The sequence below is a fragment of the Burkholderia lata genome (assembly GCF_000012945.1).
Lineage (GTDB): Bacteria > Pseudomonadota > Gammaproteobacteria > Burkholderiales > Burkholderiaceae > Burkholderia > Burkholderia lata.
The window spans coordinates 309,930-333,212 of record NC_007511.1; the positions used below are offsets into that span (position 1 = coordinate 309,930).

Consider the following 23,283-nt stretch of genomic DNA (forward strand, 5'->3'; position numbering starts at 1 on the left):
AGCTTGATCGTCCGCGTGTCGCAGAGCTCCGGGTGACGCTGTGTCGCCCGGAGCGACCGGACGTAGGGAGTCACTGCGTGGGCCGGGCGATCTTGAGTTCGATCCGCGTGTATTCAGGCCCCAATAGCTGCATGTTTGCAGTTTGACCGTGCTCATCCGTCATTCCGATGTACTGCTTTGCACTGGTGCTGATCCGATAGCAGATGTGTGCAAGCGGCTTCTTGTCCCCATCCCGCAAAAACAACGATTGGTTGCGCGTGCGAGCGGTCCAGCGCTCGGACGTCACGAAACGTGCCGGCGCGGGTTCCCTGTCGTCGTCGCACGTAAAACGGTACGAACCGGGCCGGGGGCCGGGTGTCTCGGGTGTCAGTGCAAAACTGGCGACGCCAGGTGTACCGGCCGAGTTGCAGAGACTCTGGCACCCCTCGGGCGGGCACTTGGGAACGAACTGAACCCAAAGCTGCTTCGCGTCGTCGGGATCGAGCTTGCCGTTCCGGCGCGACACGATTCGCTCGCCGACATGGACGTCATCGGGCACCATGCCGAGCTGCACGAGGAATGATTTCATCTGTGCGCCGCGTTGTTGAGCGAGTTGAACCGGTTGTTTTTCCCAATCGTAGGCTGTCGCTTCAATCGATGCAGCGGTGCCCTCGCGCGTCCACTCCTTGGCGGTCAGGTAGTGTCTGACGACGGAGAGTCTGTCGCTGTTGTTGATTTCGACCGTATTCATCGGCAACTGCATGCTGTTGGTCAACATGATCTTGCATGCATCGGCCTGCATCGGGAATGACAGGACGGCAGTCAGTGTGGCAATGGCATGTCGCATGAGTCGCTCCGATCTAACGTGCCAGAATGAACCAGGCGATGTTGTCCGCGTTGCTGATCGCCTTGTCCGGAAAACGCTTTGCGAACTGGGCGCAAGCCGAGCGCCCGTATGCTCCCGCATGATCGGCGGCACCGAATGTGTCTGCAAAATGAGCGCATTCGTGAACGATCGTCAGTTGCTGCGAAGAGAGATTGCCGGCCGATCGCCGGGGCAGCGAGCAAAAGGGGAGGTTGATGGCGATGGTATGGGTTGACGTGTCCGGACGACAGACATGTGCGACTTCAGCGTCGAGATGTTGCGTGTTCGGCAGACATCCTGTCGCGCGATCGGCCTCGGAGTCGATTCGGACGAAGTTTCTCGGGCCGAGATTCGACATCACGCTGGCAAGGGCGCCGAGTCCAAATATCAGCCGCCGTATCGTATCGAAATGTGCCGAGCCGAACCACTCGATAACCCGCGCTTCGGTGGCTGGACTCCAGCGAACCACATCCCTTCGGCGCTGTTCGACAATCGCCACTGCCTCGTCTCGCAATTCGAGTATTTCTTTCCTGAACGCCGAATCCGTCATGTTCGGACATATTTGCGGTCCGTCGAGCGATAAGTAGCGCTCTTTCGATGCTGTCACGGGCACTCTCCATAGGGTCATCATCGGGAGTACTCATGCTAGATACCGAAAGGCGACCAGCGATCCGCAAAATTGCAAGCGACGGGGCGAGCGAGTGTTGGGAAGTGTGAATGGACGGCTCGCAAGAGCACTGTTTCCTGCGGAAACGAGATGTTCGTTCGCTGGCTCGACTCCGGATATCAGCAGGGTCAGCGCCGCCTGAACACGCAAAGTGCGTTCGTTAAGCCCCGAAGGACTGCAGCGAATGTGACTTGGCCGGCGGATCCGCCGTTGTCAATCGTGGTTCCGGACCCGGGGCCGATTCGGCCGTCGAATTTCCGACGAGTAACGTCAGTGATTGTGTCGCGGCGAAGGGCATCGCGGCCACTGCACAGAGTTTCGATGCGGTCGTGGTGTGCGCGTCGTGCACTCGAAGCAGATATGCACTGTCTGCCTGCCGTGCCGCTAATGACCGCATCGGCCTCGGCGGCACATCAAGGCAGACATCAATGCGCGTGCGGGGCCGAACGGAACGGCGTCCACACCGGCGTGGTGTCGTCCCAGTGATCGAGCGGCGAAGGGAGTTGATCGTTCATCATGTGCTCCTGCAACTAACTATCTAGCTGACTGACTCGGCGAGTCGCCGACAGGGGAATCGCGACGCCGCGCACGGGGCAACCCGCTGCGCGGCGTTGCGCGTTTACCGGCCTCCGCCGGCGAGCTGGTTGCTTTCCGGCATCGAGCGATACGGGCCGTCTGCCAGCTCGATTCCTTGCGGATACGAATTGGCCTTGCGCAGGTAGGCGAGCGTGCCGTCCTTGCGCGCTTGCTCGACTTCCGCGCTCACTTCGGCGCGCGTGCGCGGGCCGTAGTGCTGCGAGTACCACGACGTGTTGCCGTAGTCGCCGGCATGCGGCGTACCCGAATCGGCGAAAGCCGGAGCGGACACGGCGAGCGTAAGGGCGAGGGCGGAGAGAAGATGGCGGCGGTTCATGGCGTAACTCCTATCTTTCGGAGCTGGCGCTAGAGCTAGAGCGCTTACTCCGGTCCCATCAAGCGGGATCTGTTCGATGCGCAACGAGGTGCGCGACAGGGTTTACTCTAGGTATCTGTTCCGTCGCGATAAATGCGGCAGACGCGAATTGATTTGTCGTGTCAGTGGAACAATCGACATCCGTACACCTGGCAGGGTTATGCGGAAATCGCTGGAACCCGCGTGCAGCGGGCCTCGCACGGGTGCGACGACGGCGCGCGACGACGCATGCGGGCGATTGCGTCGCCCGGCACAAAGGTTTCCTGCGGAATCGGGAAGGATCGGCTGCGCCGGGTGGGGGCGGGGGGGCGCGGAGGCGGGGTGACGCGCGGGCCCTGCAGCCCGCGCGTGAGGCTCAGATGCGCGACTCAGTCGCGCAGGTCAGACGTTACGCGACCCACTCGTTGATGACCGGCGTGTCGAGTACCGGTGCGCGTTCGGCTTCCTCGAACGTGCGCTTGCTGCACGTCGCGTCGAGGCTGCCCTTGCCGCTCAGCAGCGGGCAGCGGTCGAACACCTCGGCGACCCAGTCGACGAACACGCGCACCTTCGGCGACAGATGGCGGCTGTGCGGATACACCACCGAAATCGGCATCGGCAGCGGCTTGACGCCCGGCAGCACTTCCTTGAGCCGGCCTTCGCGCAGATGCGGCAGCACCATGAAGAGCGGCGGCTGGATCAGCCCGAAGCCTTCGATCCCGCAGGTCACGTACGCATCCGCGTCGTTCACCGACACGATGCCTTCCATCTTCATCTCGACTTCCTTGCCGTCGGTCAGGAACGTCCAGTCGATCGTACGGCCGGTGCGGCTCGAGAAGTAGTTGACTGCCTTGTGCTGGTTCAGGTCGTCGATCGTCTGCGGCTCGCCGTGGCGTTCGAGATAGTCGGGCGACGCGACCGTCACGCATTCGAACAGGCCGACCCGGCGCGCGACGAGCGACGAGTCCTGCAGTGCGCCGACGCGGATCACGCAATCGACACCTTCCTGCAGCAGGTCGACCGGCCGGTCGGACAAACCGAGCTGCAGGTCAATGTCCGGATAGCGCGTATGAAATTCGCACAGCGACGGAATCACGAGCAGCCGCCCGATCGAACCGGGCATGTCGATACGCAACTTTCCGTGCGGCTTCCGGTTGTTTGCCTGGAAGCTCGCTTCGGTTTCCTCGACGTCCGCGAGGATCCGCACGCATCGTTCGTAGTACGCGGCGCCGTCCGGCGTGAGCGACAGCCGGCGCGTGGTCCGGTGCATCAGCCGCACACCGAGGAATGCTTCGAGATTCTGGATGATCGTCGTGACGGACGCTCGCGGCAAGCTGAGCGTTTCTGCTGCCTTGGTGAAGCTGCTTGTATCGACGACGCGAGTAAACACCTGCATGGCCTGAAGCCGGTCCATCACAACCTCCGCAATCTAATGAGCCTCCGGAACAACAAGGCTGCGCTACCTCGTGGGTAAACGCAGCCTCGGATTGTTCGGGGGCGTTGAATTGTGTTGCCGGATTATAGGCATTTATCCCAATGTCTGCCGGACCCAGAATTCGTTCCATCTCGAAATGGATGCTGCATCGTCATGGACGCTTCTGAATTCAGCAAATTCCTGAAGGCCGCATTGCCGCCGCAAGCCACGGCAGGCGCGGCGCTGACGGTCACCGAAGTGGAAATTCCCGGCTACGCGCAGGACATCGTGCTGCGCCTCTACCGCCGCCCGGACAAGACCGGGTTGCCAGTAGTGCTTTATTTCCACGGCGGCGGCTTCGTCCGCGGTTCGCTCGAAGACGCCGATTTCGCCGCGCGTTTTTTAGCAGAACGCTTACCAGCCCTCGTAGTGTCGGTCGACTATTCGCTCGCACCGGCCTTTCCTTTTCCGGCCGCGCCGGAGGATGCGTATCGCGCGGCCGTGTGGGCCGCGACGCGTGCCCGCGCGTTCGGCGGCAACCCGAAGAAGATCGGTGTCGCGGGCCACGACGCGGGCGGCCAGCTCGCGAACTGCCTCGCGTTCATCGCACGCGATCGCGGCGAAGTGCAGATCGTCGCGCAGGCGCTGTTCGGGCCGATGCTCGATCCGAGCATGACGCGCATCGGCGACGCCGATCGCCTCGCCTCCGACATCACCCCGCGCGAATGCGCGGCATGTTATCGCGCGTATCTGCCGCAGGCCGCGCAACGCATGCACCCGTATGCGGCGCCGCTCGAATCGGTGCGCCTCGCGGGGCTGCCGCCGACGCTCGTCGTCACCGCGCAGAACGACGTGTTGCACGTCGAAGCGGAGAAATATGCGAGCTGCCTGATCTCGTCGGGCGTGCTCACGCAGGTGATCCGCTATCCGGACATCACGCACGCCGCGCTCGCGACGCACGAAGCCGCCTTCGAGGAAGCCGTGCGCTTCTTCCAGTGCCGCTTCCAGGCGCGCCAGCCGAACCGTTCCGAATAACCAAAACCAATCCACGTTTACTGGAGATCCACATGGCCATCCTACGCACCTCCCGTTCCCGAATCGCGACAGCGGCGATCGTGACGCTCGCCGTCGTCGGCCTCGGAACGTTCGGCGCGATGCGCGTGAACGCAAACGCACCGGAGAAATCAGCGGCACCGCTGCCCGAAGTCGACGTCGCGACCGTCGTGCCGCAGACCGTGACCGACTGGCAGAGTTATTCGGGCCGCCTCGAAGCGGTCGAGAAAGTCGACGTGCGCCCGCAGGTGTCGGGCACGATCGTCGCGGTGAACTTCAAGGACGGCACGCTCGTGAAGAAGGGCGACGTGCTGTTCGTGATCGACCCGCGCCCGTACCAGGCCGAAACCGATCGGGCAGCCGCGCAGCTCGCGGCCGCGCAGGCGCGCAACGGCTACGCGCAGACCGACTGGCAGCGCGCGCAGCGGCTGATCGGCGACAACGCGATCGCGAAGCGCGATTACGACGAGAAGCAGAATGCGGCCCGCGAGGCGACGGCGAACCTGAAGGCCGCCGAAGCCGCGCTGGAAACGGCACGCATCAACCTCGGCTATACGCGGATCACGGCGCCGGTGTCGGGCCGCGTGTCGCGTGCGGAAATCACGCTCGGCAACGTCGTGTCGGCCGGTGCATCGGCCGCGCCGCTGACGACGCTGGTGTCGGTGTCGCCGATCTACGCATCGTTCGACGCGGACGAGCAGACCTACCTGCAATACATCAACGGCGCGCGCAACGGCCGCAAGGTGCCGGTCGAGCTCGGCCTCGCGAACGAAACCGGCTACTCGCGCAGCGGCGAGATCGACTCGGTCGACAACCGGCTCGACACGTCGTCCGGCACGATCCGCGTGCGTGCGCGCTTCGACAACGCCGATGGCGCGCTCGTCCCTGGTCTCTATGCACGCGTGAAGGTGGGCGGCAGCGCGCCGCACGAGGCGCTGCTCGTCGACGACGCGGCGATCAACACCGACCAGGACAAGAAGTTCGTGTTCGTCGTCGACCAGCAAGGCCGCGTGTCGTATCGCGAAGTGCAGCAGGGGATGCAGCACGGCAACCGGCGCGTGATCGTGAGCGGGCTCTCCGCCGGCGATCGCGTGGTCGTGAACGGCACGCAGCGCGTGCGCCCCGGCGAACAGGTGAAGCCGCACATGGTCCCGATGACGGGCGGTGACGCGCCGTCCGCGCCTTTGGCGGACAACGCGAAGCCGGCCGCCCCGGCGAAGGCGGATTCGTAAGCGGCTCGCCGCTTCTTATCCGCGTTCAACCAGACAGAGCCACACATGAACATTTCAAAATTCTTTATCGACCGGCCGATCTTCGCAGGAGTCCTATCGGTGATCATCCTGCTCGGCGGGGTGATCGCGATGTTCCTGCTGCCGATCTCCGAATATCCGGAAGTCGTGCCGCCTTCCGTGATCGTGAAGGCGCAGTACCCGGGCGCGAACCCGAAAGTGATCGCCGAGACGGTCGCGTCGCCGCTTGAAGAGCAGATCAACGGCGTCGAGGACATGCTCTACATGCAGTCGCAGGCGAACAGCGACGGCAATATGACGATCACCGTCACGTTCAAGCTCGGCACCGATCCGGACAAGGCCACGCAGCTCGTGCAGAACCGCGTGAACCAGGCACTGCCGCGCCTGCCGGAAGACGTGCAGCGGCTCGGCATCACGACGGTGAAAAGCTCGCCGACGCTGACGATGGTGGTCCACCTGATCTCGCCGGACGACCGCTACGACATGACCTACCTGCGCAACTACGCGCTGATCAACGTGAAGGATCGCCTGTCGCGGATCCAGGGCGTCGGCCAGGTGCAGCTGTGGGGTTCGGGCGACTACGCGATGCGCGTGTGGCTCGATCCGCAGAAGGTCGCGCAGCGCGGGCTGTCGGCCGAGGACGTCGTGCAGGCGATCCGCGAGCAGAACGTGCAGGTCGCGGCCGGCGTGATCGGCGCATCGCCGTCGCTGCCGGGCACGCCGCTGCAGTTGTCGGTGAACGCGCGCGGCCGTCTGCAGACGGAAGACGAGTTCGGCGACATCGTGGTCAAGACGACGCCGGACGGCGGCGTCACGCACCTGCGCGACGTCGCGCGGATCAAGCTCGATGCATCCGAATACGGGCTGCGTTCGCTGCTCGACAACAAGCCGGCCGTCGCGATGGCGATCAACCAGTCGCCGGGCGCGAACTCGCTGCAGATCTCGGACGAAGTGCGCAAGACGATGGCCGAGCTGAAGCAGGACATGCCGGCGGGCGTCGACTACAAGATCGTCTATGACCCGACGCAGTTCGTGCGTTCGTCGATCAAGGCCGTCGTGCACACGCTGCTCGAAGCGATCGCGCTGGTCGTGATCGTCGTGATTGTGTTCCTGCAGACCTGGCGCGCGTCGCTGATTCCGCTGATCGCGGTGCCGGTGTCGATCATCGGTACGTTCTCGCTGCTGCTCGCATTCGGGTATTCGATCAACGCGTTGTCATTGTTCGGGATGGTGCTCGCGATCGGGATCGTGGTCGACGATGCGATCGTGGTGGTCGAGAACGTCGAGCGGAACATCGAGAGCGGGATGAACGCACGGGCGGCGACCTACAAGGCGATGCAGGAAGTGAGCGGGCCGATCATCGCGATCGCGCTGACGCTCGTCGCCGTGTTCGTGCCGCTCGCGTTCATGTCGGGCCTGACCGGCCAGTTCTACAAGCAGTTCGCGATGACCATCGCGATCTCGACGGTGATCTCGGCGTTCAACTCGCTGACGCTGTCGCCGGCGCTGTCCGCGATCCTGCTGAAGGGCCACGGCGACAAGGAAGACTGGCTCACGCGGGTGATGAACCGCGTGCTCGGCGGCTTCTTCCGCGGCTTCAACAAGGTGTTCCATCGCGGTGCGGAGAACTATGGCCGTGGCGTGCGCGGCGTGCTGTCGCGCAAGACGCTGATGCTGGGCGTATACCTCGTACTGGTGGGCGCGACCGTGCTCGTGTCGAAGGTCGTGCCGGGCGGCTTCGTGCCCGCGCAGGACAAGGAATACCTGATCGCGTTCGCGCAGCTGCCGAACGGTGCGTCGCTCGACCGCACCGAGAAGGTGATCCGCGACATGGGCTCGATCGCGCTGAAGCAGCCGGGCGTCGAGAGCGCGGTCGCGTTCCCGGGGCTGTCGGTGAACGGCTTCACGAACAGCTCGAGCGCGGGCATCGTGTTCGTCACGTTGAAGCCGTTCTCGGAACGGCATGGCAAGGCGTTGTCGGCCGGTGCAATTGCGGGGGCGCTGAACCAGAAGTACGGCGCGATGAAGGATTCGTTCGTCGCGGTGTTCCCGCCGCCGCCGGTGCTGGGCCTCGGTACGCTCGGCGGGTTCAAGATGCAGATCGAGGATCGCGGCGCGGTCGGCTACGCGCGGCTCGCGGATGCGACCAACGACTTCATCAAGCGTGCGCAGCAGGCGCCCGAACTCGGCCCGTTGTTCACGAGCTACCAGATCAACGTGCCGCAGCTCAACGTCGATCTCGATCGTGTGAAGGCGAAGCAGCTCGGTGTACCGGTGACCGACGTGTTCAACACGATGCAGGTGTATCTCGGCTCGCTGTACGTGAACGACTTCAACCGCTTCGGGCGCGTGTACCAGGTGCGCGTGCAGGCCGATGCGCCGTTCCGCCAGCGCGCGGACGACATCCTGCAGTTGAAGACGCGCAACGACAAGGGCGAGATGGTGCCGCTGTCGTCGCTCGTCACGGTGACGCCGACGTTCGGCCCGGAAATGGTCGTGCGCTACAACGGCTACACGGCGGCCGACATCAACGGCGGCCCGGCACCGGGCTTCTCGTCGGGCCAGGCGCAGGCCGCGATCGAGCGCATTGCGCATGAAACGCTGCCGCGCGGCGTGCGGTTCGAGTGGACCGACCTCACGTACCAGCAGATTCTTGCGGGCGATTCGGCGATGTATGTGTTCCCGATCAGCGTGCTGCTCGTGTTCCTCGTGCTCGCCGCGTTGTATGAAAGCCTGACGCTGCCGCTCGCGGTGATCCTGATCGTGCCGATGAGCATTCTGTCGGCGCTGACGGGCGTGTGGCTCACGCAGGGCGACAACAACATCTTCACGCAGATCGGCTTGATGGTGCTGGTGGGGCTGTCGGCGAAGAACGCGATCCTGATCGTCGAATTCGCGCGTGAACTCGAACACGACGGCAGGACGCCGCTCGAGGCCGCGATCGAGGCGAGCCGGCTGCGGCTGCGCCCGATCCTGATGACGTCGATCGCCTTCATCATGGGCGTGGTGCCGCTCGTCACGTCGACGGGGGCCGGTTCGGAAATGCGCCATGCGATGGGTGTCGCGGTGTTCTTCGGGATGCTCGGCGTGACGCTGTTCGGGCTGATGCTGACGCCAGTGTTCTACGTCGTGCTGCGGACGCTCGCGGGCGGCAAGATCCACGTCGCCGGGAAGGACTCGGCCGGCTACGGTGTGCCGTCCCAGCACGTGCCGGCTTCGGATGCTTGAGGACAGGAAGATGAATAACTTGCACAACACGAATGGCCTGATGCGCTTCGCAAAGGTGGCGGCCGCGAGCACCCTGCTCGCGACGCTGCTCGCCGCGTGCGCGGTGGGCCCCGACTACAAGCGCCCGGATGTGTCGACGCCGACGGCGTTCAAGGAAGCGCCGACGCTCGCCGCCGGCGAACAGGCCGGCACGTGGAAGACGGCCGAGCCGTCGGACGGCGCGCATCGCGGCGAATGGTGGAAGGCGTTCGGCGACCCGGTGCTCGATTCGCTCGAGACGCAGGCGCTCGCCGCGAACCAGAACCTGAAGGCCGCGGCCGCGCGTGTCGAGGAAGCGCGCGCGGCGACGCGTTCGGCGCGCTCGCAGTGGTTCCCGCAGATCGGTGCCGGCTTCGGGCCGACGCGCGAGGGGCTGTCGTCGGCATCGCAGTTCCAGCCGCAGGGCACGGGGCCGACCAATGCGACGTTGTGGCGCGCGCAGGGCACGGTGTCGTACGAGGCCGACCTGTTCGGCCGCGTCGGCCGCAACGTCGAGGCGTCGCGTGCCGACCAGGCGCAGAGCGAAGCGCTGTTCCGTTCGGTACAGCTCGCGCTGCAGGCTGACGTCGCGCAGAACTACTTCGGACTGCGTCAGCTCGATTCCGACCAGGACCTGTACCGCCGCACGGTGGAGTTGCGCGAGCAGGCACTGAAGCTCGTGCAGCGCCGCTTCAACGAAGGCGACATCAGCGAGCTCGACGTGTCGCGCGCGAAGAACGAGCTGGCGACCGCGCAGGCCGATGCGGTTGGCGTCGCGCGCCGGCGCGCGGCATCCGAGCATGCGCTCGCGATCCTGCTCGGCAAGGCGCCCGCGGATTTCGCGTTCAAGGAAACGCCGATCGTGCCGGTCGCGGTGAAGGTGCCGCCGGGCCTGCCGTCCGCGCTGCTCGAACGTCGTCCGGACGTGTCGGCGGCCGAGCGTGCGATGGCGGCCGCGAACGCGCGGATCGGGCTCGCGAAGTCGGCGTACTTCCCGAAGCTCGACATCACGGGGGCGTTTGGCTATGAAGCGTCGACGCTCGGCAGCCTGTTCATGTGGTCGAGCCGCACGTTCCTGCTCGGGCCGTTTGCCGGCACCGCGCTGACGTTGCCGCTGTTCGACGGCGGGCGTCGTGCGGCCGGCGTGCAGCAGGCACGCGCGCAGTACGACGAGCAGGTTGCGAACTACCGGCAACAGGTGCTCGTCGCGTTCCGCGAGGTCGAGGACAATCTCGCCGACCTGCGCCTGCTCGACGACCAGATCCGCGCACAGGATGCGGCCGTCAACGCGTCGCGGCGCGCGGCGACCTTGTCGCGCACGCAGTATCAGGAAGGCGAGGTCGCGTATCTCGACGTGATCGACAGCGAGCGCTCGGTGCTGCAGTCGCAACTGCAGGCGAACCAGTTGACCGGCGCGCAGGCGGTGTCGACCGTGAACCTGATCCGCGCGTTGGGCGGCGGTTGGGGGGCGGCGCCGACGGCGGTGGGCGATGCGGCGTCCGTCAAGGCGGAAGTGGCGGCGCGTTGATGCACCGGCCCGCGACGGGCCGACTTGCCGGGTAGTCGATCGAAGAACCCCGATCCGTGACGATGCGGATCGGGGTTTTTTATTGGCGGGCAGTTACGCCTGTTGCTCCGGCTTCACGTCCGTGCGTTCGGCGATCACCACCGCGTAGCGGCCGACCGCATCGGCGATGCGCTGCGCCAGCTCGGGATCGCGCACCGCACGCGCGAGCGTGACGCCGCCCGATAGCAGCGCGAGGAACGCGATCGCGCGATCGTCATCCGGAGTGTCGCCCATCCCGGCCGACACTTCGTCGACGATCTGCCGTAATGCGTGCTCGTACGCGTCGCGCGTCTCGTCATCGGCGCGCATCACTTCCGGGGAAAGGCTCGGCAGCGCACAGCTTTCGCCGAGTTCGCAGGTGCGTCGCGGGCCGAGGTAGAACGACACGAACGGGCGCCGCCAGCGCGCGCCATGCTCGGCCTTGAACGTCGCGACGCCTTGCCGGAGCTGGGCGAGGCCGTCGAGGACGACTTGCCGGAACGCTTCGCCCTTCGTCTTGAAATGGCCGTAGAACGCGCCGTTGGTGACGCCCGCCGCCTTCGTCAGCGGACCGATGCCGGACCCGCCATACCCCTCCTGGCGGAACAGTCGGCTCGCGGCATCGAGGATGCGCGTGCGGGTTTCGTGCTTGTGCTCGACGGAATAACGCATGACAGGCTCGCTTCAGAGCGATCACTCTTTATCTTGCAAAGAGAGTGATCGGTGTCTATCGTATAGAGAGTGACTGATATTTATATCACGTCACCTAACCGATGACCTGACCAGGAGAAAGTGCGATGCCGATTACGCTGACAGTATCCGAAGGGGTTTTCACGCCGGACGACGAGGGGCCGGTGTTTGCCGAGTTGACCGATGCGCTGCTGGAAGTCGAGGGATTGACCGGGAATGCGTTCCTGGCACCGAACGTGGTGGGCACGCTCAACGTGCTGCCGCGCAACCGGACCTTCGTGCACGGACGGGCGGAGCCCGCCGCGTTCGTCGAGCTGAAGCTCCCTGCCGTGGCGCTCGCCGCGCCCGACCGGCAGCGGCAATTCGTCGAACGGGCGACGGCGATCGTGCTGCGCCGCGCCAGCGGGCGGCTGACGCCTGCGCAGGTGTGGGTGAATGTGGTTCATGCGGTCGACGGCGGATGGGGCATTGCCGGGAAACGTTTCGACAACGCGGCGCTCGTCGATTCGATCCAGAGTGCGGCGGCGGCAGCGCATTAATCGCAACTAACGGTCAAGCCGCCCGGCGTTGACCGACGACGTGGCGGCGTTTGCCGCCACGCCGGTCATTTCTCGTCGCCTGCAGCCCGCAGCGCGCGGACCAGTTCGCTGGCCGCCTTGCCGAGCCCCGTGTGTTTCGGCCGCCGCAGGTACACGGGCAAAGGCAGCCCGTTGCGGATGTTCGCGAACACGAGCGGCGCGAGTTCGCCGTCGGCGACGTATCGGCCGATCACGGATGCGGGCAGGTTCGCCCAGCCATGTCCGGCTCTCACGAGCGCGATCGCGGTGGCCATGTCGGTCACCTTCCACGTGCGATTGCCGATCAACGGCCGCACGTCGGTCAGCGGCCGCTCGGGATCGGCGATCACGATTTGCCGAAAGCCGGACAACCGCTCGATCGCTTCCGGTTGCGCGCATTCGGCGATCGCCGGATGGCTCGGCGCGGCGACCGCGATGAGCATCTCGGTCCACAGCGCGTGGATCTGCTCCTGAGGATGCAGGTCGAGCCCGCCATACGCGACACAGAGGTCGATGGCGCCGCGATGCAATGCATCGATGATCACGTCCTGCGGCGCAGTGACGAGGCTGACGGCGAGCGCCGGATATTTCGCGGCGACCGCCGTCAGTGCGCGGGCGACGGGCGTGCCGTCGAGTTCGGCCGCGAGGCCGAGCCGCAACGTATCCTCGACGCCTTCCGACAGGTGCTGCGCATGCGCGCGCAGTGCGTGCAGCCGTTCGGCGATCGAGCGCGCGTCGGGCAGCAGCGCGGCCATCGCGGCGGTCGGCGTCGGTTCGCGCGTGCCGCGGTCGAACAGCACGAGGTCGAGTTCGGCCTCGAGGTTCGCGATCGCCATGCTGATCGCCGACGGCGTGCGGCCGAGCGCCCGCGCGGCGGCGGAAAACGAGCCTTTGTCGATGACGGTCAGCAGCATGTCGATGTGGTCGCTGGTCAGCATGCGAGGGCTTCCTGTCAGAAAAATTGAAAGGACCTGACTTTTGCGGGCGGGCTACCCGCTGATAGTCTCGCCACCTTGTTCGATAGGAGGTGGCTGGTCATGCAAGGGTGGAAGAGACGCATAGTCTACGTCGTGATGTTCGAGGTGCTCGGCATCCTCATCGCATCGTCGGTGCTCGGCATGCTGAGCGGCGCGAGCGTGGCAACGAGCGGCGTGATGGGCGTGATGATCTCGACGACGGGCGTCACCGTCAATTTCCTGTACAACCTCGTGTTCGAGGCGTGGGAGCGCAAGAGCGCGGCGACGACGCGCACGGTGGGGCGTCGCGTGCTGCATGCGATCGGCTTCCAGATTGCACTCGTGACGTTCCTGATCCCGCTGATCGCGTGGTGGCTCGACGTGTCGCTGCTGCAGGCGTTCCTGTACGACGCGGTGCTGATCGTGTTCTTCCCGATCTTCACGTTCACGTACAACTGGGCGTTCGACAGCGTGTTCGGGCTGCCGGATTCGGTCACGCGCAAGGCGGAGCCTGAGCCGGCGGTGTGGTAACACGCGCTGGCGAAGCGGGGTGACAAGCAACGGCGGGCGCGCATGCGCTCGCCGTTTTTCGTTGGTGCGCCACCAGTCGTCGATGTCCGGCATGTGACGGAAGAAATTGTAGAGGACTTCTAATGTCGTAATTGTCTGGATATTTGTCGGATCTTAACAAAACTGTCCGATTTCCCTTTCTAGAATCCGACAGATCGATGACGCGCGCGGCGGGCAGGAGGGGGCCGTCGACGCGCCGCGCGCCTGGTTCGGAACCGCTTTGCGGCCCCGAGGCCGCGCATCGCCCGCACGCGGCGCACGCCGCTGCATGACCATCCCCGTCCGGCCAGAAAAACGAGGAGGGATTGCCGATGTCGCGTATCGATCGCCGTACGTTCCTGACCCGCTCGGCGCAGGCGGCCGGCGCAGCCGCGCTCGCGGCGGCGCTGCCCGAAAGCATTCGCCGCGCACTTGCCGTCGAGCCGGCCCGCGTGACCGGCACGATCCGGGACGTCGAGCACATCGTCGTGCTGATGCAGGAAAACCGCGCATTCGACCATTACTTCGGCACGTTCCCGGGCGTGCGCGGTTTCAACGATCCGCGCGTGGTCGCGCGCCCCGACGGCAAGAGCGTCTGGTATCAGAACTACAAGGGCCGCGACTACGTGCCCTGGCATCTCGACACGTCGAAGACGTGGGCGCAGTGGATGATGCCCGAGAACCACGAGTGGGATGCGTTCCACAAGCTGTGGAACGAAGGGCGCAACGACCAGTGGATGGCCGTGCAGTGGCCGGACGCGATGGGCTATTTCAAGCGCACCGACCTGCCGTATTACTACCCGCTCGCGAGCGCATTCACGATCTGCGACGCGTATCACCAGTCGATGATGGGGCCGACCAATCCGAACCGGCTTTACCTGATGACGGGGCGCTCGTCGCCGAACGCGGACGGCAGCCAGGTCGCGATGTCGAACTGGATGGGCGATCGCTCGGGCACGGTGTCGTGGAAAACCTTCCCCGAACGCCTGCAGCAGGCCGGCATCGACTGGCGCGTTTATCAGGAAGGCGGTGTCGGCTCGTTCAACGTCGCATGGAATTTCCTGTCGAGCCGCTACTGGATCGACAACACCAACAACTACGACTGCAACGCGCTCGCGTGGTTTTCGCAGTACAAGTCGGCGTCGTCGAGCTCGCCGCTCAACCAGCGCGGGCTGACCGCGCGCGGCATCGCGTCGCTGCGCGACGACGTGCTCGCGAACCGGCTGCCGCAGGTGTCGTGGATCGTGCCGCCGTTCTCGTCGTCCGAGCATCCGTGGTGGGGGCCGTCGTTCGGCGAGGAATTCGTGTCGCGCATTCTCGATGCGCTCACGTCGAATCCCGACGTGTGGGCGAAGACGGTGTTCCTGATCTGCTACGACGAAGGCGACGGCCGCTTCGACCACGTGACCGCACCCGTGCCGCCGTGGAAGGCCGGCAAGGGGCTGTCGACGGTCAGCGTCGAAGGCGAGATCGAGCAGGCCTCCGGGCTGCCGATCGGGCTCGGCACGCGCGTGCCGCTGCTCGCGATCTCGCCGTGGTCGAAGGGTGGATGGACCTGTTCCGAAGTCTTCGATCACTCGTCGGTGATCCGCTTCATCGAGAAGCGTTTCGGCGACGATCATCCGGACGTGTATGAATCGAACATCACGCCGTGGCGCCGCGCGGTGTGCGGCGATCTCACCTCGGCGTTCGACTTCGCGGGCGATGCGGACCGCACGGTGCCGCCCGCGCTGCTCAACCTGACCGCGACGAAGGCGCAGCTCGACAACGCGTACTGGGTGCAGTACTACCTCGCGAAGCCGAGCTATCCGTCGAGCTACCCGGCCGAGAATGCGCCGCTGCCGGTGCAGGAACCGGGGCAGCGCAAGCTGCGCGCGGTGCCGTACGAACTGTTCGTCGAAGCGGCGCTCGACACGCGCGCCGGCGTGCTGAACGTGAGCTTCGCGAACAACGGCAAGGCCGTGCCGGGCAACGCGGCCGGCACGTCGGCCGCGGTGTTCCATGTGCATGACGCGATCGCGCAGAATGGCCCGCGCTTCTACACGATCCAGAGCGGCCGCGTGCTGAGCGACCAGTGGTGGCCGGTGCGCGACACGCAGGGGCGCTACGACCTCGCGGCGTACGGGCCGAACGGCTTCTTCCGCCGCTTCAAGGGCAGTGCGGCGTCGAGCGCGCCGCTGTTCGACGTGACGGTTGCCTATCGCGCCGACGGCAATCTCGTCGTGCGGATGCGCAACGCGGGCCGTACGCCGCTCGTCGCGACGCTCACGGATAACGGCTACGGCGCCGCGCCGCGTTCGGGCACGGTCGCGGCAGGCGCGGCCGTCGACACGGTGCTGAACCTGTCGGCAAGCGGCGGCTGGTACGACTTCAGCGTGACGATCGATGCGGATGCGGGCTATCTGCGCACGCTGGCCGGCCATGTCGAAACCGGCGCGGCGAGCGTGACCGATCCGCTCTTCGCGCGTGTGACAGGGACCGCATGATGAACCGAACCGTCATCGTATGGAGCACGGTCGCGCTGGCGGCAGGCGCCGTCGCATCGGCCGTCGTGCTGTGGAGCGGCCGTCCGGGCGGCACGCCACACGCTTCTTCCACCGTAGTCAGTCAGGAATCTTCCATGACGAATCCAGCGGCCGCGTCGCCGGTCAATTTCCGCGCGCAGCTCGACGGCTATGCGCACGAACGCGACGCGCTGAACGCGGCCGACCGCCAGGCGCGTGCCCGTTCGTTGCTCGCGCAACTGCGTGCCGATGCCGATGCGGGCAAGCTCGATCCGCGCGAGGCGTCGGGCCTCGCGGATCTGCTGCTGCAGGATGCGGAACCGGACGCCGGCGCACGCCAGGCCGCGAGCGATGCCTTGCGCGACCACCTGCGCGATCTCGCGATGGGCGAGCGGCCGGCCTCGCCCGCGCGCGAGCGGCAGGATGCGGACTATGTCGCGCAGAGCCGCAAGATCATCGACGAGGTGGTGCGCACGGTGCCGGACCGCGAGCAGCAGCGCGTGGCGCTCGATACGCGGCTGGCGGAGTTGCGCAGGCAGATCTACGGGACGGACGCGCCGGTGACGCACGGCGGTTGATGAAGCGGCGATGCGGTGCATATCCGCATCGTCGTTGAACAGCGAGGAGAACGGGCGGCGCGGAAGCCGCCCGGGAGCGCTTACGCGGCGACGAACTCGTGCACGAAGCGGTTGAACACGGCGGGGCTCGCTGCGTTCATCCCGTGCGACGCGCCGGCGACGGTTTGCCGTTGCGCGTTGCCGATCCACTGCGACAGCGTATCGACGTTGTTGCGGAACATCTTCGGGCTGCGCTGGCCGTCGATCAACAGCGTGCGGCATGCGATGTCGCCGGCCGTGTGCTGTGAGTACGCGGGCAACGGGTCGCGCAGTTGCTTCGGCAGCGTGCTCGCGTTGTCGATCGCCATCGTGCGGAAGCGCGACGTGCTCTTCTTCCATGCGCCCGGCAGGCTGACGGAATCGACGAACATCTCGAGGCCCGATTCGACGTCGCCTTGCCCGATCAGGTTCACGGCCTTCGTGCGCAGCGCGATCGCGGTGGCCGGCAGCGCGGCTTCGCGTACGCCCGGCTGTTGCAGCGGGCCGCCCGGATCGGCGAGCGTCAGCGATTCGACGAGGTGCGGATGCTGGCGTGCGACGTTGAACGCGACGCTGCCGCCGCGCGAGTGGCCGACCAGATGCACGGGGCCGAGATCGAGCGCGTCGATGAATTCGGCGAGCTCGTCGACGTGGTTCTGCCAGCTGAACTCGTCCTGGATGCCCGCTTCGACGGCCGGCCAGTAATGGCTGAGGCTCGGCGCGATGCAGCGGTAGTGGGCCGACAGCGACGCGAGTTGCGGATCCCAGTAGCGGTAGTCGCACAGCGAGCCGTGCACGAACACCATCGGCGCTCCGCTGCCCCGCTCGACATACGGCAGGCTGATGCCCGACGAAAGCGTCGCAAATTGCAGGTCGGGGTTCGCGAGCACAGACGGCTCGATTCGCATGTTCATGACTGAAAGACTCAAAGGTGCGTCAACACGACGCAACTATGCATCACGGCGACCTGCAAGGAAAACGCATAATTTTCATCGTGACGATCAATTTTATTGATGGCTCGGCCGGAAACCCTTGTCGGGAGGGGGCGGGTGTCGATGCTTTCAATCGTCTAACGATTGGCCGAGAAGCCGGACACGCCTGAAAAGGGCGTGCGACGGCCTGCGCACCAGCGCATCGCAACCTGGGAAAAGGGAAGGCCGCGAGCCGCGAAAGCGGCCCGCGTTTTAGCGCACCGCCAGCACGGGCGCAGTTTGAAGCGCGACGGGGAGGTCGTTGTCGGCGGCGAACTGCATCGCGAAATCGAATGCGTCCGCGCAGACGGTGCGCAATTCGTCCGACACGAACAGGCATTTGACGTTGCCGTCGACGACGGGCATCGCGAGCCGCGACAGCGCGCACGGATAGCCGGGCCGCCGTTCGCCGACGAACAGCGTGATGACGCCCGCGAGGCGCTCGGGCCAGTCGCTCGGGCGGAAGGTTTTCTGCGCGCGTGTGACGCCGCGGATCAGATGGCCGGTGATGCGGCCCTGTTCGGTGACTTCGATGCGATCCATGCTGTGCGTGTCCTTGTTCGCGTCATTCGCCGCCATCGGCCGCCGCGTCGCCGCGCGCGGGAATCCGCAGGTTGCGCAGCTTGTGATAGAGCGTTTTCTTCGGCATGCCAAGCGCTTCGCTCGCGTCCGCGACGTTGCCGTTGTGACGCTGCAGCATGTCCTCGATCAGCATCCGCTCGAAATACGCGAGCTGTTCCGCGAGCGTGCCGCCCGCGACCGGCGTGCCGCCGGACGACAGCAGGCTGTCGCCGGTCAGCCCGAGCACGAAGCGGTCGGCCACGTTCTGCAGCTCGCGAACGTTGCCGGGCCACGCGTGCGTCATCAGTTCGGATACCTGCGCAGCCGTGACGACCGGCGCCGGCTGCCCGAAGCGCCGCGCGGCCGCGAGCACGAAATGCTCGAACAGCAGCGGCACGTCCTCGCGCCGCTCGCGCAGCGGCGGCAGTTCGATCTGCGCGACGTTGAGGCGATACAGCAAGTCCGCGCGGAAGCGGCCATCGGCCGCGAGCTCGGCGAGATCGGCCTTCGATGCGGCGACCACGCGGCAATCGACCGGAATCAGCTCGTTCGCGCCGAGCCGCTCGACCACGCGCTCCTGCAGCACGCGCAGCATCTTGATCTGTAGCTGAATCGGCATCGTCTCGATCTCGTCGAGGAACAGCGTGCCGCCGTCCGCCCATTCGATCTTGCCGATGCGCTTCTTGATCGCGCCGGTGAACGCGCCGGCTTCGTGGCCGAACAGTTCGCTCTCGAACACCTGCTCCGGCAAACCGCCGCAGTTCAGCGCCACGAAATGCGCGTCGCGCCGGCCGCCGAAGTCGTGCAGGCTGCGTGCGATCAGCTCCTTGCCGGTGCCGGTTTCGCCGGTGATCAGCACCGACACCGACGTATCGGCGAGGCGCAGGATCTTCTTGCGCACGTCGGCCATCGCGGGCGACTTGCCGAGTACGAATGCCTCGATGCCCTGCCAGTTGTTCAGCGCCGCGCGCAGGCCCTGCACCTCGAGCGTCAGGCGGCGCTTCTCGACCGCGCGCGCGACGCGCCCCGCGATCACGTCCGACGAAAACGGCTTCTCGATGAAGTCGTACGCGCCGACCTGCATCGCGCCGACGGCCGTCGAGATATCGGCGTGGCCGCTGATCAGCACGACCGGGATCTGCGCGTCGATGGCCATCACGCGGTCGAGCAACTGCAGCCCGTCGATGCCCGGCATCCGCACGTCCGACACGATCACGACCGGCGCACCGGGCGCGACGTGATGCAGCGCGTCGGCGGCCGACGCGAACGCATCGACCGCGAAGCCGGCAAGCTCCACCGCCTGCTCGACGCCGATCCGGACGTTTTCATCGTCCTCGACGACCAGCACCCGAATCTCATCTTCCATGCTCTGTCCTTTGCAGCGTGGCCGCCGCGAATTCGATACTGAACTGCGCGCCGCCTTCGTCGCGGTTCGTCGCGGCGATCTTCGCGCCGAACGCCTCGACGATGCGCGACGTGATCGCGAGGCCGAGCCCGAGGCCCTGGCCGCGCGGCTTGGTCGTGACGAACGGCTCAAACAGGTGCGGCAGTACCTCGGGCGCGATGCCCGCGCCGCTGTCGGCGACGGTGAAGCGCACACGGCCGGCTTCGTCCGGCCCGGCGGCCTCGATGACGATGCGGCGCACGGGCGCATCGTGCACCGCGTCGAGCGCGTTGCCGAGCAGGTTCACGATCACCTGCTGCAACTGGCTCGATTCGGCCGACACGGCGGTGCCCGGCGCGATGTTCACGTCGAGCTGCACGCCTTCGTCGCGGATCCGCGCATCGTAGATGAGCCGCGCATGCGCGACGGCCTCGTTCAGCGAGACTGCGACGCGCTCGACATCGGGCTTGCGCGCGAACGTTTTCAGCTCGCCGGTGAGCACCGCCATGCTGTCGACGAGCTTGCCGATCCGTTCGAGATTGGCGAGCGCCGGTGCCGGCTGGCCGCGTTCGAAGAACGTGCGCGCGTTGTCGCACAGCGTGCGGATCGCGACGAGCGGCTGGTTCAGTTCGTGCGTGAGGCCGGCGGCCATCTGCCCGAGCACCGCGAGCTTGCCCGCATGCACGACTTCCTGCTGCGACGCGCGCAGCCGCTGCTCGGTGCGCTCGCGCTCGACGATCTCGCGCTGCATCCGCTCGTTCGCGGCCGTCAACGCGGCCGTGCGCTGCGCGACGGTCAGCTCGAGCTGGTCGTTCGCGCGCCGCAGCGCGTCCTGCGCGTTCAGCCGCGCGACGATCGCCCGGCGGCGCTGGATCGCGTAGCCGGCCAGCAGCGCGGCGATCAGGAATGCGCCGGTGACGAACACGAAGGCCGTCTGCTGCTGGCGTCGCGCGCCCGCGATGTCGAGCAGCACCATCAGCGAATCGCCGGCCTGCGGCGCGGGGCGCGACATCACGAGATAGCGTGTGGTTCGGCCGCTGTGGCGCGTATCGGGGAAGGTGCCGAACCACGCGGCCGCGCTGCGGTCGCCGATGTGGCGGTACGGCAGCGCGTCGACCGTGCGGCCCGCGTATTGCCTCGACGCCTGGATGTCGTGCTGCTGCTGCGCGGTGATCGGGCGCAGCGCGGTGAATTTCCAGGCGGGTTCGGTCGAGATCACGACCACGCCGTTGCTGTCGACGACCATCGCGGCGACGCCCGGCGCGCGCCACGCCGATTCGAGCGGGTCGACGCTGATCTTCACGGCGGCCACGCCGATCGGCACGCCGTCGTCGCGCACCGCGCTGGCGAAGTAGACGCCCGGCACGCCGGTGTTGGTGCCGATCCCGAAGAAGCGGCCGCTGCCGCGCGCGAGCGCGTCCTTGAAGTACGGCCGGTACGACACGTTGGTGCCGACGAAGCTGAGCGTCTCGTTCCAGTTGCTGGCGGCGATCACGTCGCCCTGCAGGTCGATCACGTCGACCGCGCCGCTGCCCGCGTCGCGGTTCACGGCTTCAAGGTAGGTGTTGACGGTGTGCACGAGCGCGGGGGCGTCGTGCGGCGCGGCTTTCAGCATCGTGCGCACGCCGTCCTGCCGCGCGACCAGGCCGGGCAGGATCTCGAAGCGGCCGAGTTCGCTTTTCAGGCTCGACGCATACAGGTCGAGCCGGTGCGCGCCGGTTTCCTCGAGCGCGTCGATCGCGCGTTCCCACGCGAAATCGACGGCCGCGGCCGCGACGCACACATACAGCACGCCGGCCGATGCCCACCCCCACCACGGGATTCCCTTGAAGCCTTTTTGCACGTTCGCCCTCATCGAAGCCCGCAACCGGCCGCCCGGCGTGACGCCCGAAACGACGCCCTGAACGACGCGCGCCGCGCGCCGGCTGGGCCGGCGGCGGCGCGTGCGAAGCAGCCTGCGCGACGGTGCGCGCGGCGGCGCGTCATCCGAAGTGGGCGATCAGGATCAGCGTGACCGTGACGACGATCGCGCCGCCGATCCGCGTCGCGATCTGCGCGAACGGCATCAGCTGCATCCGATTCGCGGCAGTCAGGATCGCGACGTCGCCGGTGCCGCCTTGCCCGCTGTGGCAGGCGTTCACGATTGCGGTGTCGATAGGGTACATCTTCATCAGGCGGCCGACCACGAAACCGGTGCCCATCAGCGTCGCGACGGTCGACACGATCGTGACGACGTTGACGACCGTGAACGCGGCGGTCAGCTTGTCCCACGGCGTCATCGCGACACCGATCGCGAACAGCAGCGGGTACGTGACGGCGGTCGAGAAGAACTTGTAGACGACGAACGCGCCTTCCTGCAGCGGCGGCGACACGGCGCGCGCGAGCTTCACGAGCACCGCGAGGAACAGCATCGCGACCGGCGCGGGCAGGCCGAACAGCTTGTGCGCCATCAGGCCGACCAGGTACAGCGTGATCGCCGTGATACCGGCACCCGCAATGTGCGTGACGTCGACGTGGCCGCGGATCTCCTCGTTCTCCGGCGTCATGTCACCCGACTCGCCGACCTGCAGGCGGCCGTTGCCGGTCAGGTGCGGGTAGCGCTTGCCGAGCATGTCGAGCGCGCCCGACAGGATGATCGCGGTCAGGCTGCCGAGCATCACCGGCGGCAGCACCATCGCGAACATCTCGCCTTGCGGCAGGTGCATCAGTTCCGAATAGCCGATCGACAGCGGAATCGCACCTTCGCCGACGCCGCCCGCCATGATCGGCACGACGATATAGAGCAGCGTGTGACGCGCGCCGAGGCCGAGCGCGGTGCCGACCGCCGTGCCGACGATCGCGGCCGCGACCGAGCCGGCCGCGAGCGGGATGAAGATCTTCACGAAGCCCTGGATCAGCACGCGGCGATCCATGCTCAGGATGCTGCCGACGATGATCGACGCGATGAACAGGTACAGGAAGTTGGTCGACTTCGTGAATTCGACGGTGAGGTTCAGCACCGGTTTCGGCAGCACGTGGTAGTACGTGAGCGCCGACGGCACGAAGGTCGCGAAGATCGCGGCCGCGCCGATGTTGCGCAACAGCGGCAGGCGCTTGCCCAGTTCCGCGCAGGTGAAGCCGAAGAACGCGAGCACCGCGATCGCCATCGAGATCTCGCCGGGCACCTTGCCGGTCACCGAGAAGCCGACGATCAGCGCGAGCAGGATGAAGTAGACGGGCAGCGGAATGATGCCGATGCGGATTTCCATCAGTTTCCACCAGCCTTCCGGCCAGAAGCGCTCGCGCGGGGTGGCGACGGCGTCGGAAACCGGCTCCGGATGGGACGGGGATTGGATAGAGGTCTGCAAGACGTGTCTCCTGATGTTGGAATGCCTGCATCGCTTCGCGGCATCGTGTGCCGTCTATTACGCAACCCCCGTGCCAGAAATCCGGCCTGCCGGAATATTTTTAATGCATTGATTTATAAGGGGTTTGTTTCGTCTGCTGAAAGGCTGGGCCGGCCGGTTGGCCGAGATTTCGGAATTCGCCCGGCGCCCAGGCCGAGATTTCGGCCTGGCGGCCGGC

The 23,283-nt window shown here is 66.2% G+C and carries 19 protein-coding genes; 8 read left to right on the top strand and 11 right to left on the bottom strand.

Annotated features, from left to right (window positions below; translation table 11 throughout):
- Positions 1 to 70: 70 nt before the first annotated feature.
- The 4 genes from BCEP18194_RS24220 to ceoR all read right to left on the bottom strand — a co-directional run bounded on the left by BCEP18194_RS24220 (position 71) and on the right by ceoR (position 3,856).
- On the bottom strand, positions 71 to 826 hold the full coding sequence (locus BCEP18194_RS24220; protein WP_011353904.1) for a hypothetical protein: 756 nt from the start codon (positions 824 to 826) through the stop codon (positions 71 to 73).
- A gap of 13 nt (positions 827 to 839) precedes the next feature.
- Complete coding sequence (locus BCEP18194_RS24225) at positions 840 to 1,451, bottom strand: M35 family metallo-endopeptidase (protein ID WP_157687226.1); 612 nt, start codon at positions 1,449 to 1,451, stop codon at positions 840 to 842.
- Between the two features lie 679 nt (positions 1,452 to 2,130).
- On the bottom strand, positions 2,131 to 2,424 hold the full coding sequence (locus BCEP18194_RS24230) for a DUF4148 domain-containing protein (protein ID WP_011353906.1): 294 nt from the start codon (positions 2,422 to 2,424) through the stop codon (positions 2,131 to 2,133).
- A gap of 427 nt (positions 2,425 to 2,851) precedes the next feature.
- Complete coding sequence (gene ceoR, locus BCEP18194_RS24235) at positions 2,852 to 3,856, bottom strand: putative multidrug efflux transcriptional regulator CeoR (RefSeq protein WP_011353907.1); 1,005 nt, start codon at positions 3,854 to 3,856, stop codon at positions 2,852 to 2,854.
- Positions 3,857 to 4,030: 174 nt separating this feature from the next.
- Here ceoR and BCEP18194_RS24240 point away from each other — a divergent pair, with 174 nt between their 5' ends.
- The 4 genes from BCEP18194_RS24240 to opcM are packed head-to-tail and all read left to right on the top strand — an operon-like array spanning position 4,031 to position 10,933.
- On the top strand, positions 4,031 to 4,891 hold the full coding sequence (locus BCEP18194_RS24240) for an alpha/beta hydrolase (RefSeq protein WP_011353908.1): 861 nt from the start codon (positions 4,031 to 4,033) through the stop codon (positions 4,889 to 4,891).
- A gap of 32 nt (positions 4,892 to 4,923) precedes the next feature.
- Complete coding sequence (gene ceoA, locus BCEP18194_RS24245; protein ID WP_011353909.1) at positions 4,924 to 6,141, top strand: multidrug efflux RND transporter periplasmic adaptor subunit CeoA; 1,218 nt, start codon at positions 4,924 to 4,926, stop codon at positions 6,139 to 6,141.
- A gap of 45 nt (positions 6,142 to 6,186) precedes the next feature.
- The gene (gene ceoB, locus BCEP18194_RS24250) at positions 6,187 to 9,387 is read left to right on the top strand and encodes a multidrug efflux RND transporter permease subunit CeoB (protein WP_011353910.1); all 3,201 of its coding nucleotides are present in this window, start codon (positions 6,187 to 6,189) and stop codon (positions 9,385 to 9,387) included.
- Positions 9,388 to 9,397: 10 nt separating this feature from the next.
- A complete protein-coding gene (gene opcM / locus BCEP18194_RS24255; RefSeq protein WP_011353911.1) occupies positions 9,398 to 10,933 on the top strand; it encodes a multidrug efflux transporter outer membrane subunit OpcM in 1,536 nt (511 codons plus the stop codon).
- Between the two features lie 93 nt (positions 10,934 to 11,026).
- Here the strand turns inward: opcM and BCEP18194_RS24260 are convergent, their stop codons facing one another.
- Positions 11,027 to 11,623, bottom strand: a complete 597-nt coding sequence (locus tag BCEP18194_RS24260; RefSeq protein WP_011353912.1) for a TetR/AcrR family transcriptional regulator — start codon at positions 11,621 to 11,623, stop codon at positions 11,027 to 11,029.
- A 125-nt stretch (positions 11,624 to 11,748) separates the two neighbouring features.
- Here BCEP18194_RS24260 and BCEP18194_RS24265 point away from each other — a divergent pair, with 125 nt between their 5' ends.
- On the top strand, positions 11,749 to 12,180 hold the full coding sequence (locus tag BCEP18194_RS24265) for a hypothetical protein (RefSeq protein ID WP_011353913.1): 432 nt from the start codon (positions 11,749 to 11,751) through the stop codon (positions 12,178 to 12,180).
- Positions 12,181 to 12,245: 65 nt separating this feature from the next.
- Here the strand turns inward: BCEP18194_RS24265 and BCEP18194_RS24270 are convergent, their stop codons facing one another.
- A complete protein-coding gene (locus tag BCEP18194_RS24270) occupies positions 12,246 to 13,136 on the bottom strand; it encodes a LysR family transcriptional regulator (protein ID WP_011353914.1) in 891 nt (296 codons plus the stop codon).
- Between the two features lie 99 nt (positions 13,137 to 13,235).
- Here BCEP18194_RS24270 and BCEP18194_RS24275 point away from each other — a divergent pair, with 99 nt between their 5' ends.
- From BCEP18194_RS24275 to plcR, 3 genes are all read left to right on the top strand, one after another.
- The gene (locus BCEP18194_RS24275) at positions 13,236 to 13,685 is read left to right on the top strand and encodes a PACE efflux transporter (RefSeq protein ID WP_011353915.1); all 450 of its coding nucleotides are present in this window, start codon (positions 13,236 to 13,238) and stop codon (positions 13,683 to 13,685) included.
- 350 nt (positions 13,686 to 14,035) lie between these two features.
- The gene (locus tag BCEP18194_RS24280; protein ID WP_011353916.1) at positions 14,036 to 16,189 is read left to right on the top strand and encodes a phosphocholine-specific phospholipase C; all 2,154 of its coding nucleotides are present in this window, start codon (positions 14,036 to 14,038) and stop codon (positions 16,187 to 16,189) included.
- A gap of 134 nt (positions 16,190 to 16,323) precedes the next feature.
- A complete protein-coding gene (gene plcR / locus BCEP18194_RS24285; protein WP_157687227.1) occupies positions 16,324 to 16,785 on the top strand; it encodes a phospholipase C accessory protein PlcR in 462 nt (153 codons plus the stop codon).
- An 80-nt stretch (positions 16,786 to 16,865) separates the two neighbouring features.
- Here plcR and BCEP18194_RS24290 read toward each other — a convergent pair whose 3' ends face one another.
- The 5 genes from BCEP18194_RS24290 to BCEP18194_RS24310 all read right to left on the bottom strand — a co-directional run bounded on the left by BCEP18194_RS24290 (position 16,866) and on the right by BCEP18194_RS24310 (position 23,066).
- On the bottom strand, positions 16,866 to 17,717 hold the full coding sequence (locus BCEP18194_RS24290; RefSeq protein WP_011353918.1) for an alpha/beta fold hydrolase: 852 nt from the start codon (positions 17,715 to 17,717) through the stop codon (positions 16,866 to 16,868).
- Between the two features lie 270 nt (positions 17,718 to 17,987).
- Positions 17,988 to 18,317 (bottom strand): DUF3579 domain-containing protein, encoded by a 330-nt coding sequence (locus BCEP18194_RS24295; RefSeq protein WP_041493449.1) that lies wholly within the window; start codon positions 18,315 to 18,317, stop codon positions 17,988 to 17,990.
- Between the two features lie 22 nt (positions 18,318 to 18,339).
- Entirely contained in the window at positions 18,340 to 19,701 is a 1,362-nt protein-coding gene (locus BCEP18194_RS24300) for a sigma-54-dependent transcriptional regulator (protein WP_011353920.1), read from the bottom strand.
- Positions 19,691 to 21,574 (bottom strand): sensor histidine kinase, encoded by a 1,884-nt coding sequence (locus BCEP18194_RS24305; protein WP_011353921.1) that lies wholly within the window; start codon positions 21,572 to 21,574, stop codon positions 19,691 to 19,693. Before BCEP18194_RS24305 ends, BCEP18194_RS24300 begins: the two co-directional genes overlap by 11 nt.
- A gap of 127 nt (positions 21,575 to 21,701) precedes the next feature.
- Positions 21,702 to 23,066 carry a 2-hydroxycarboxylate transporter family protein gene (locus BCEP18194_RS24310; RefSeq protein ID WP_011353922.1) on the bottom strand — a complete coding sequence of 455 codons (1,365 nt, stop codon included), beginning with the start codon at positions 23,064 to 23,066 and terminating at the stop codon, positions 21,702 to 21,704.
- Positions 23,067 to 23,283 lie beyond the last annotated feature (217 nt).

What these genes read in the sequence shown, in the direction of transcription:
- BCEP18194_RS24275 (WP_011353915.1), top strand. Translation starts at nt 13,236, where the DNA reads ATGCAAGGGTGGAAGAGACGCATAGTCTACGTCGTGATGTTCGAGGTG.
- BCEP18194_RS24295 (WP_041493449.1), bottom strand. Translation starts at nt 18,317, where the DNA reads ATGGATCGCATCGAAGTCACCGAACAGGGCCGCATCACCGGCCATCTG.
- opcM (WP_011353911.1), top strand. Translation starts at nt 9,398, where the DNA reads ATGAATAACTTGCACAACACGAATGGCCTGATGCGCTTCGCAAAGGTG.
- BCEP18194_RS24220 (WP_011353904.1), bottom strand. Translation starts at nt 826, where the DNA reads ATGCGACATGCCATTGCCACACTGACTGCCGTCCTGTCATTCCCGATG.
- plcR (WP_157687227.1), top strand. Translation starts at nt 16,324, where the DNA reads ATGACGAATCCAGCGGCCGCGTCGCCGGTCAATTTCCGCGCGCAGCTC.
- BCEP18194_RS24290 (WP_011353918.1), bottom strand. Translation starts at nt 17,717, where the DNA reads ATGAACATGCGAATCGAGCCGTCTGTGCTCGCGAACCCCGACCTGCAA.
- BCEP18194_RS24280 (WP_011353916.1), top strand. Translation starts at nt 14,036, where the DNA reads ATGTCGCGTATCGATCGCCGTACGTTCCTGACCCGCTCGGCGCAGGCG.
- BCEP18194_RS24260 (WP_011353912.1), bottom strand. Translation starts at nt 11,623, where the DNA reads ATGCGTTATTCCGTCGAGCACAAGCACGAAACCCGCACGCGCATCCTC.
- ceoB (WP_011353910.1), top strand. Translation starts at nt 6,187, where the DNA reads ATGAACATTTCAAAATTCTTTATCGACCGGCCGATCTTCGCAGGAGTC.
- ceoR (WP_011353907.1), bottom strand. Translation starts at nt 3,856, where the DNA reads ATGGACCGGCTTCAGGCCATGCAGGTGTTTACTCGCGTCGTCGATACA.
- BCEP18194_RS24240 (WP_011353908.1), top strand. Translation starts at nt 4,031, where the DNA reads ATGGACGCTTCTGAATTCAGCAAATTCCTGAAGGCCGCATTGCCGCCG.
- ceoA (WP_011353909.1), top strand. Translation starts at nt 4,924, where the DNA reads ATGGCCATCCTACGCACCTCCCGTTCCCGAATCGCGACAGCGGCGATC.
- BCEP18194_RS24300 (WP_011353920.1), bottom strand. Translation starts at nt 19,701, where the DNA reads ATGGAAGATGAGATTCGGGTGCTGGTCGTCGAGGACGATGAAAACGTC.
- BCEP18194_RS24270 (WP_011353914.1), bottom strand. Translation starts at nt 13,136, where the DNA reads ATGCTGACCAGCGACCACATCGACATGCTGCTGACCGTCATCGACAAA.
- BCEP18194_RS24265 (WP_011353913.1), top strand. Translation starts at nt 11,749, where the DNA reads ATGCCGATTACGCTGACAGTATCCGAAGGGGTTTTCACGCCGGACGAC.
- BCEP18194_RS24230 (WP_011353906.1), bottom strand. Translation starts at nt 2,424, where the DNA reads ATGAACCGCCGCCATCTTCTCTCCGCCCTCGCCCTTACGCTCGCCGTG.
- BCEP18194_RS24305 (WP_011353921.1), bottom strand. Translation starts at nt 21,574, where the DNA reads ATGAGGGCGAACGTGCAAAAAGGCTTCAAGGGAATCCCGTGGTGGGGG.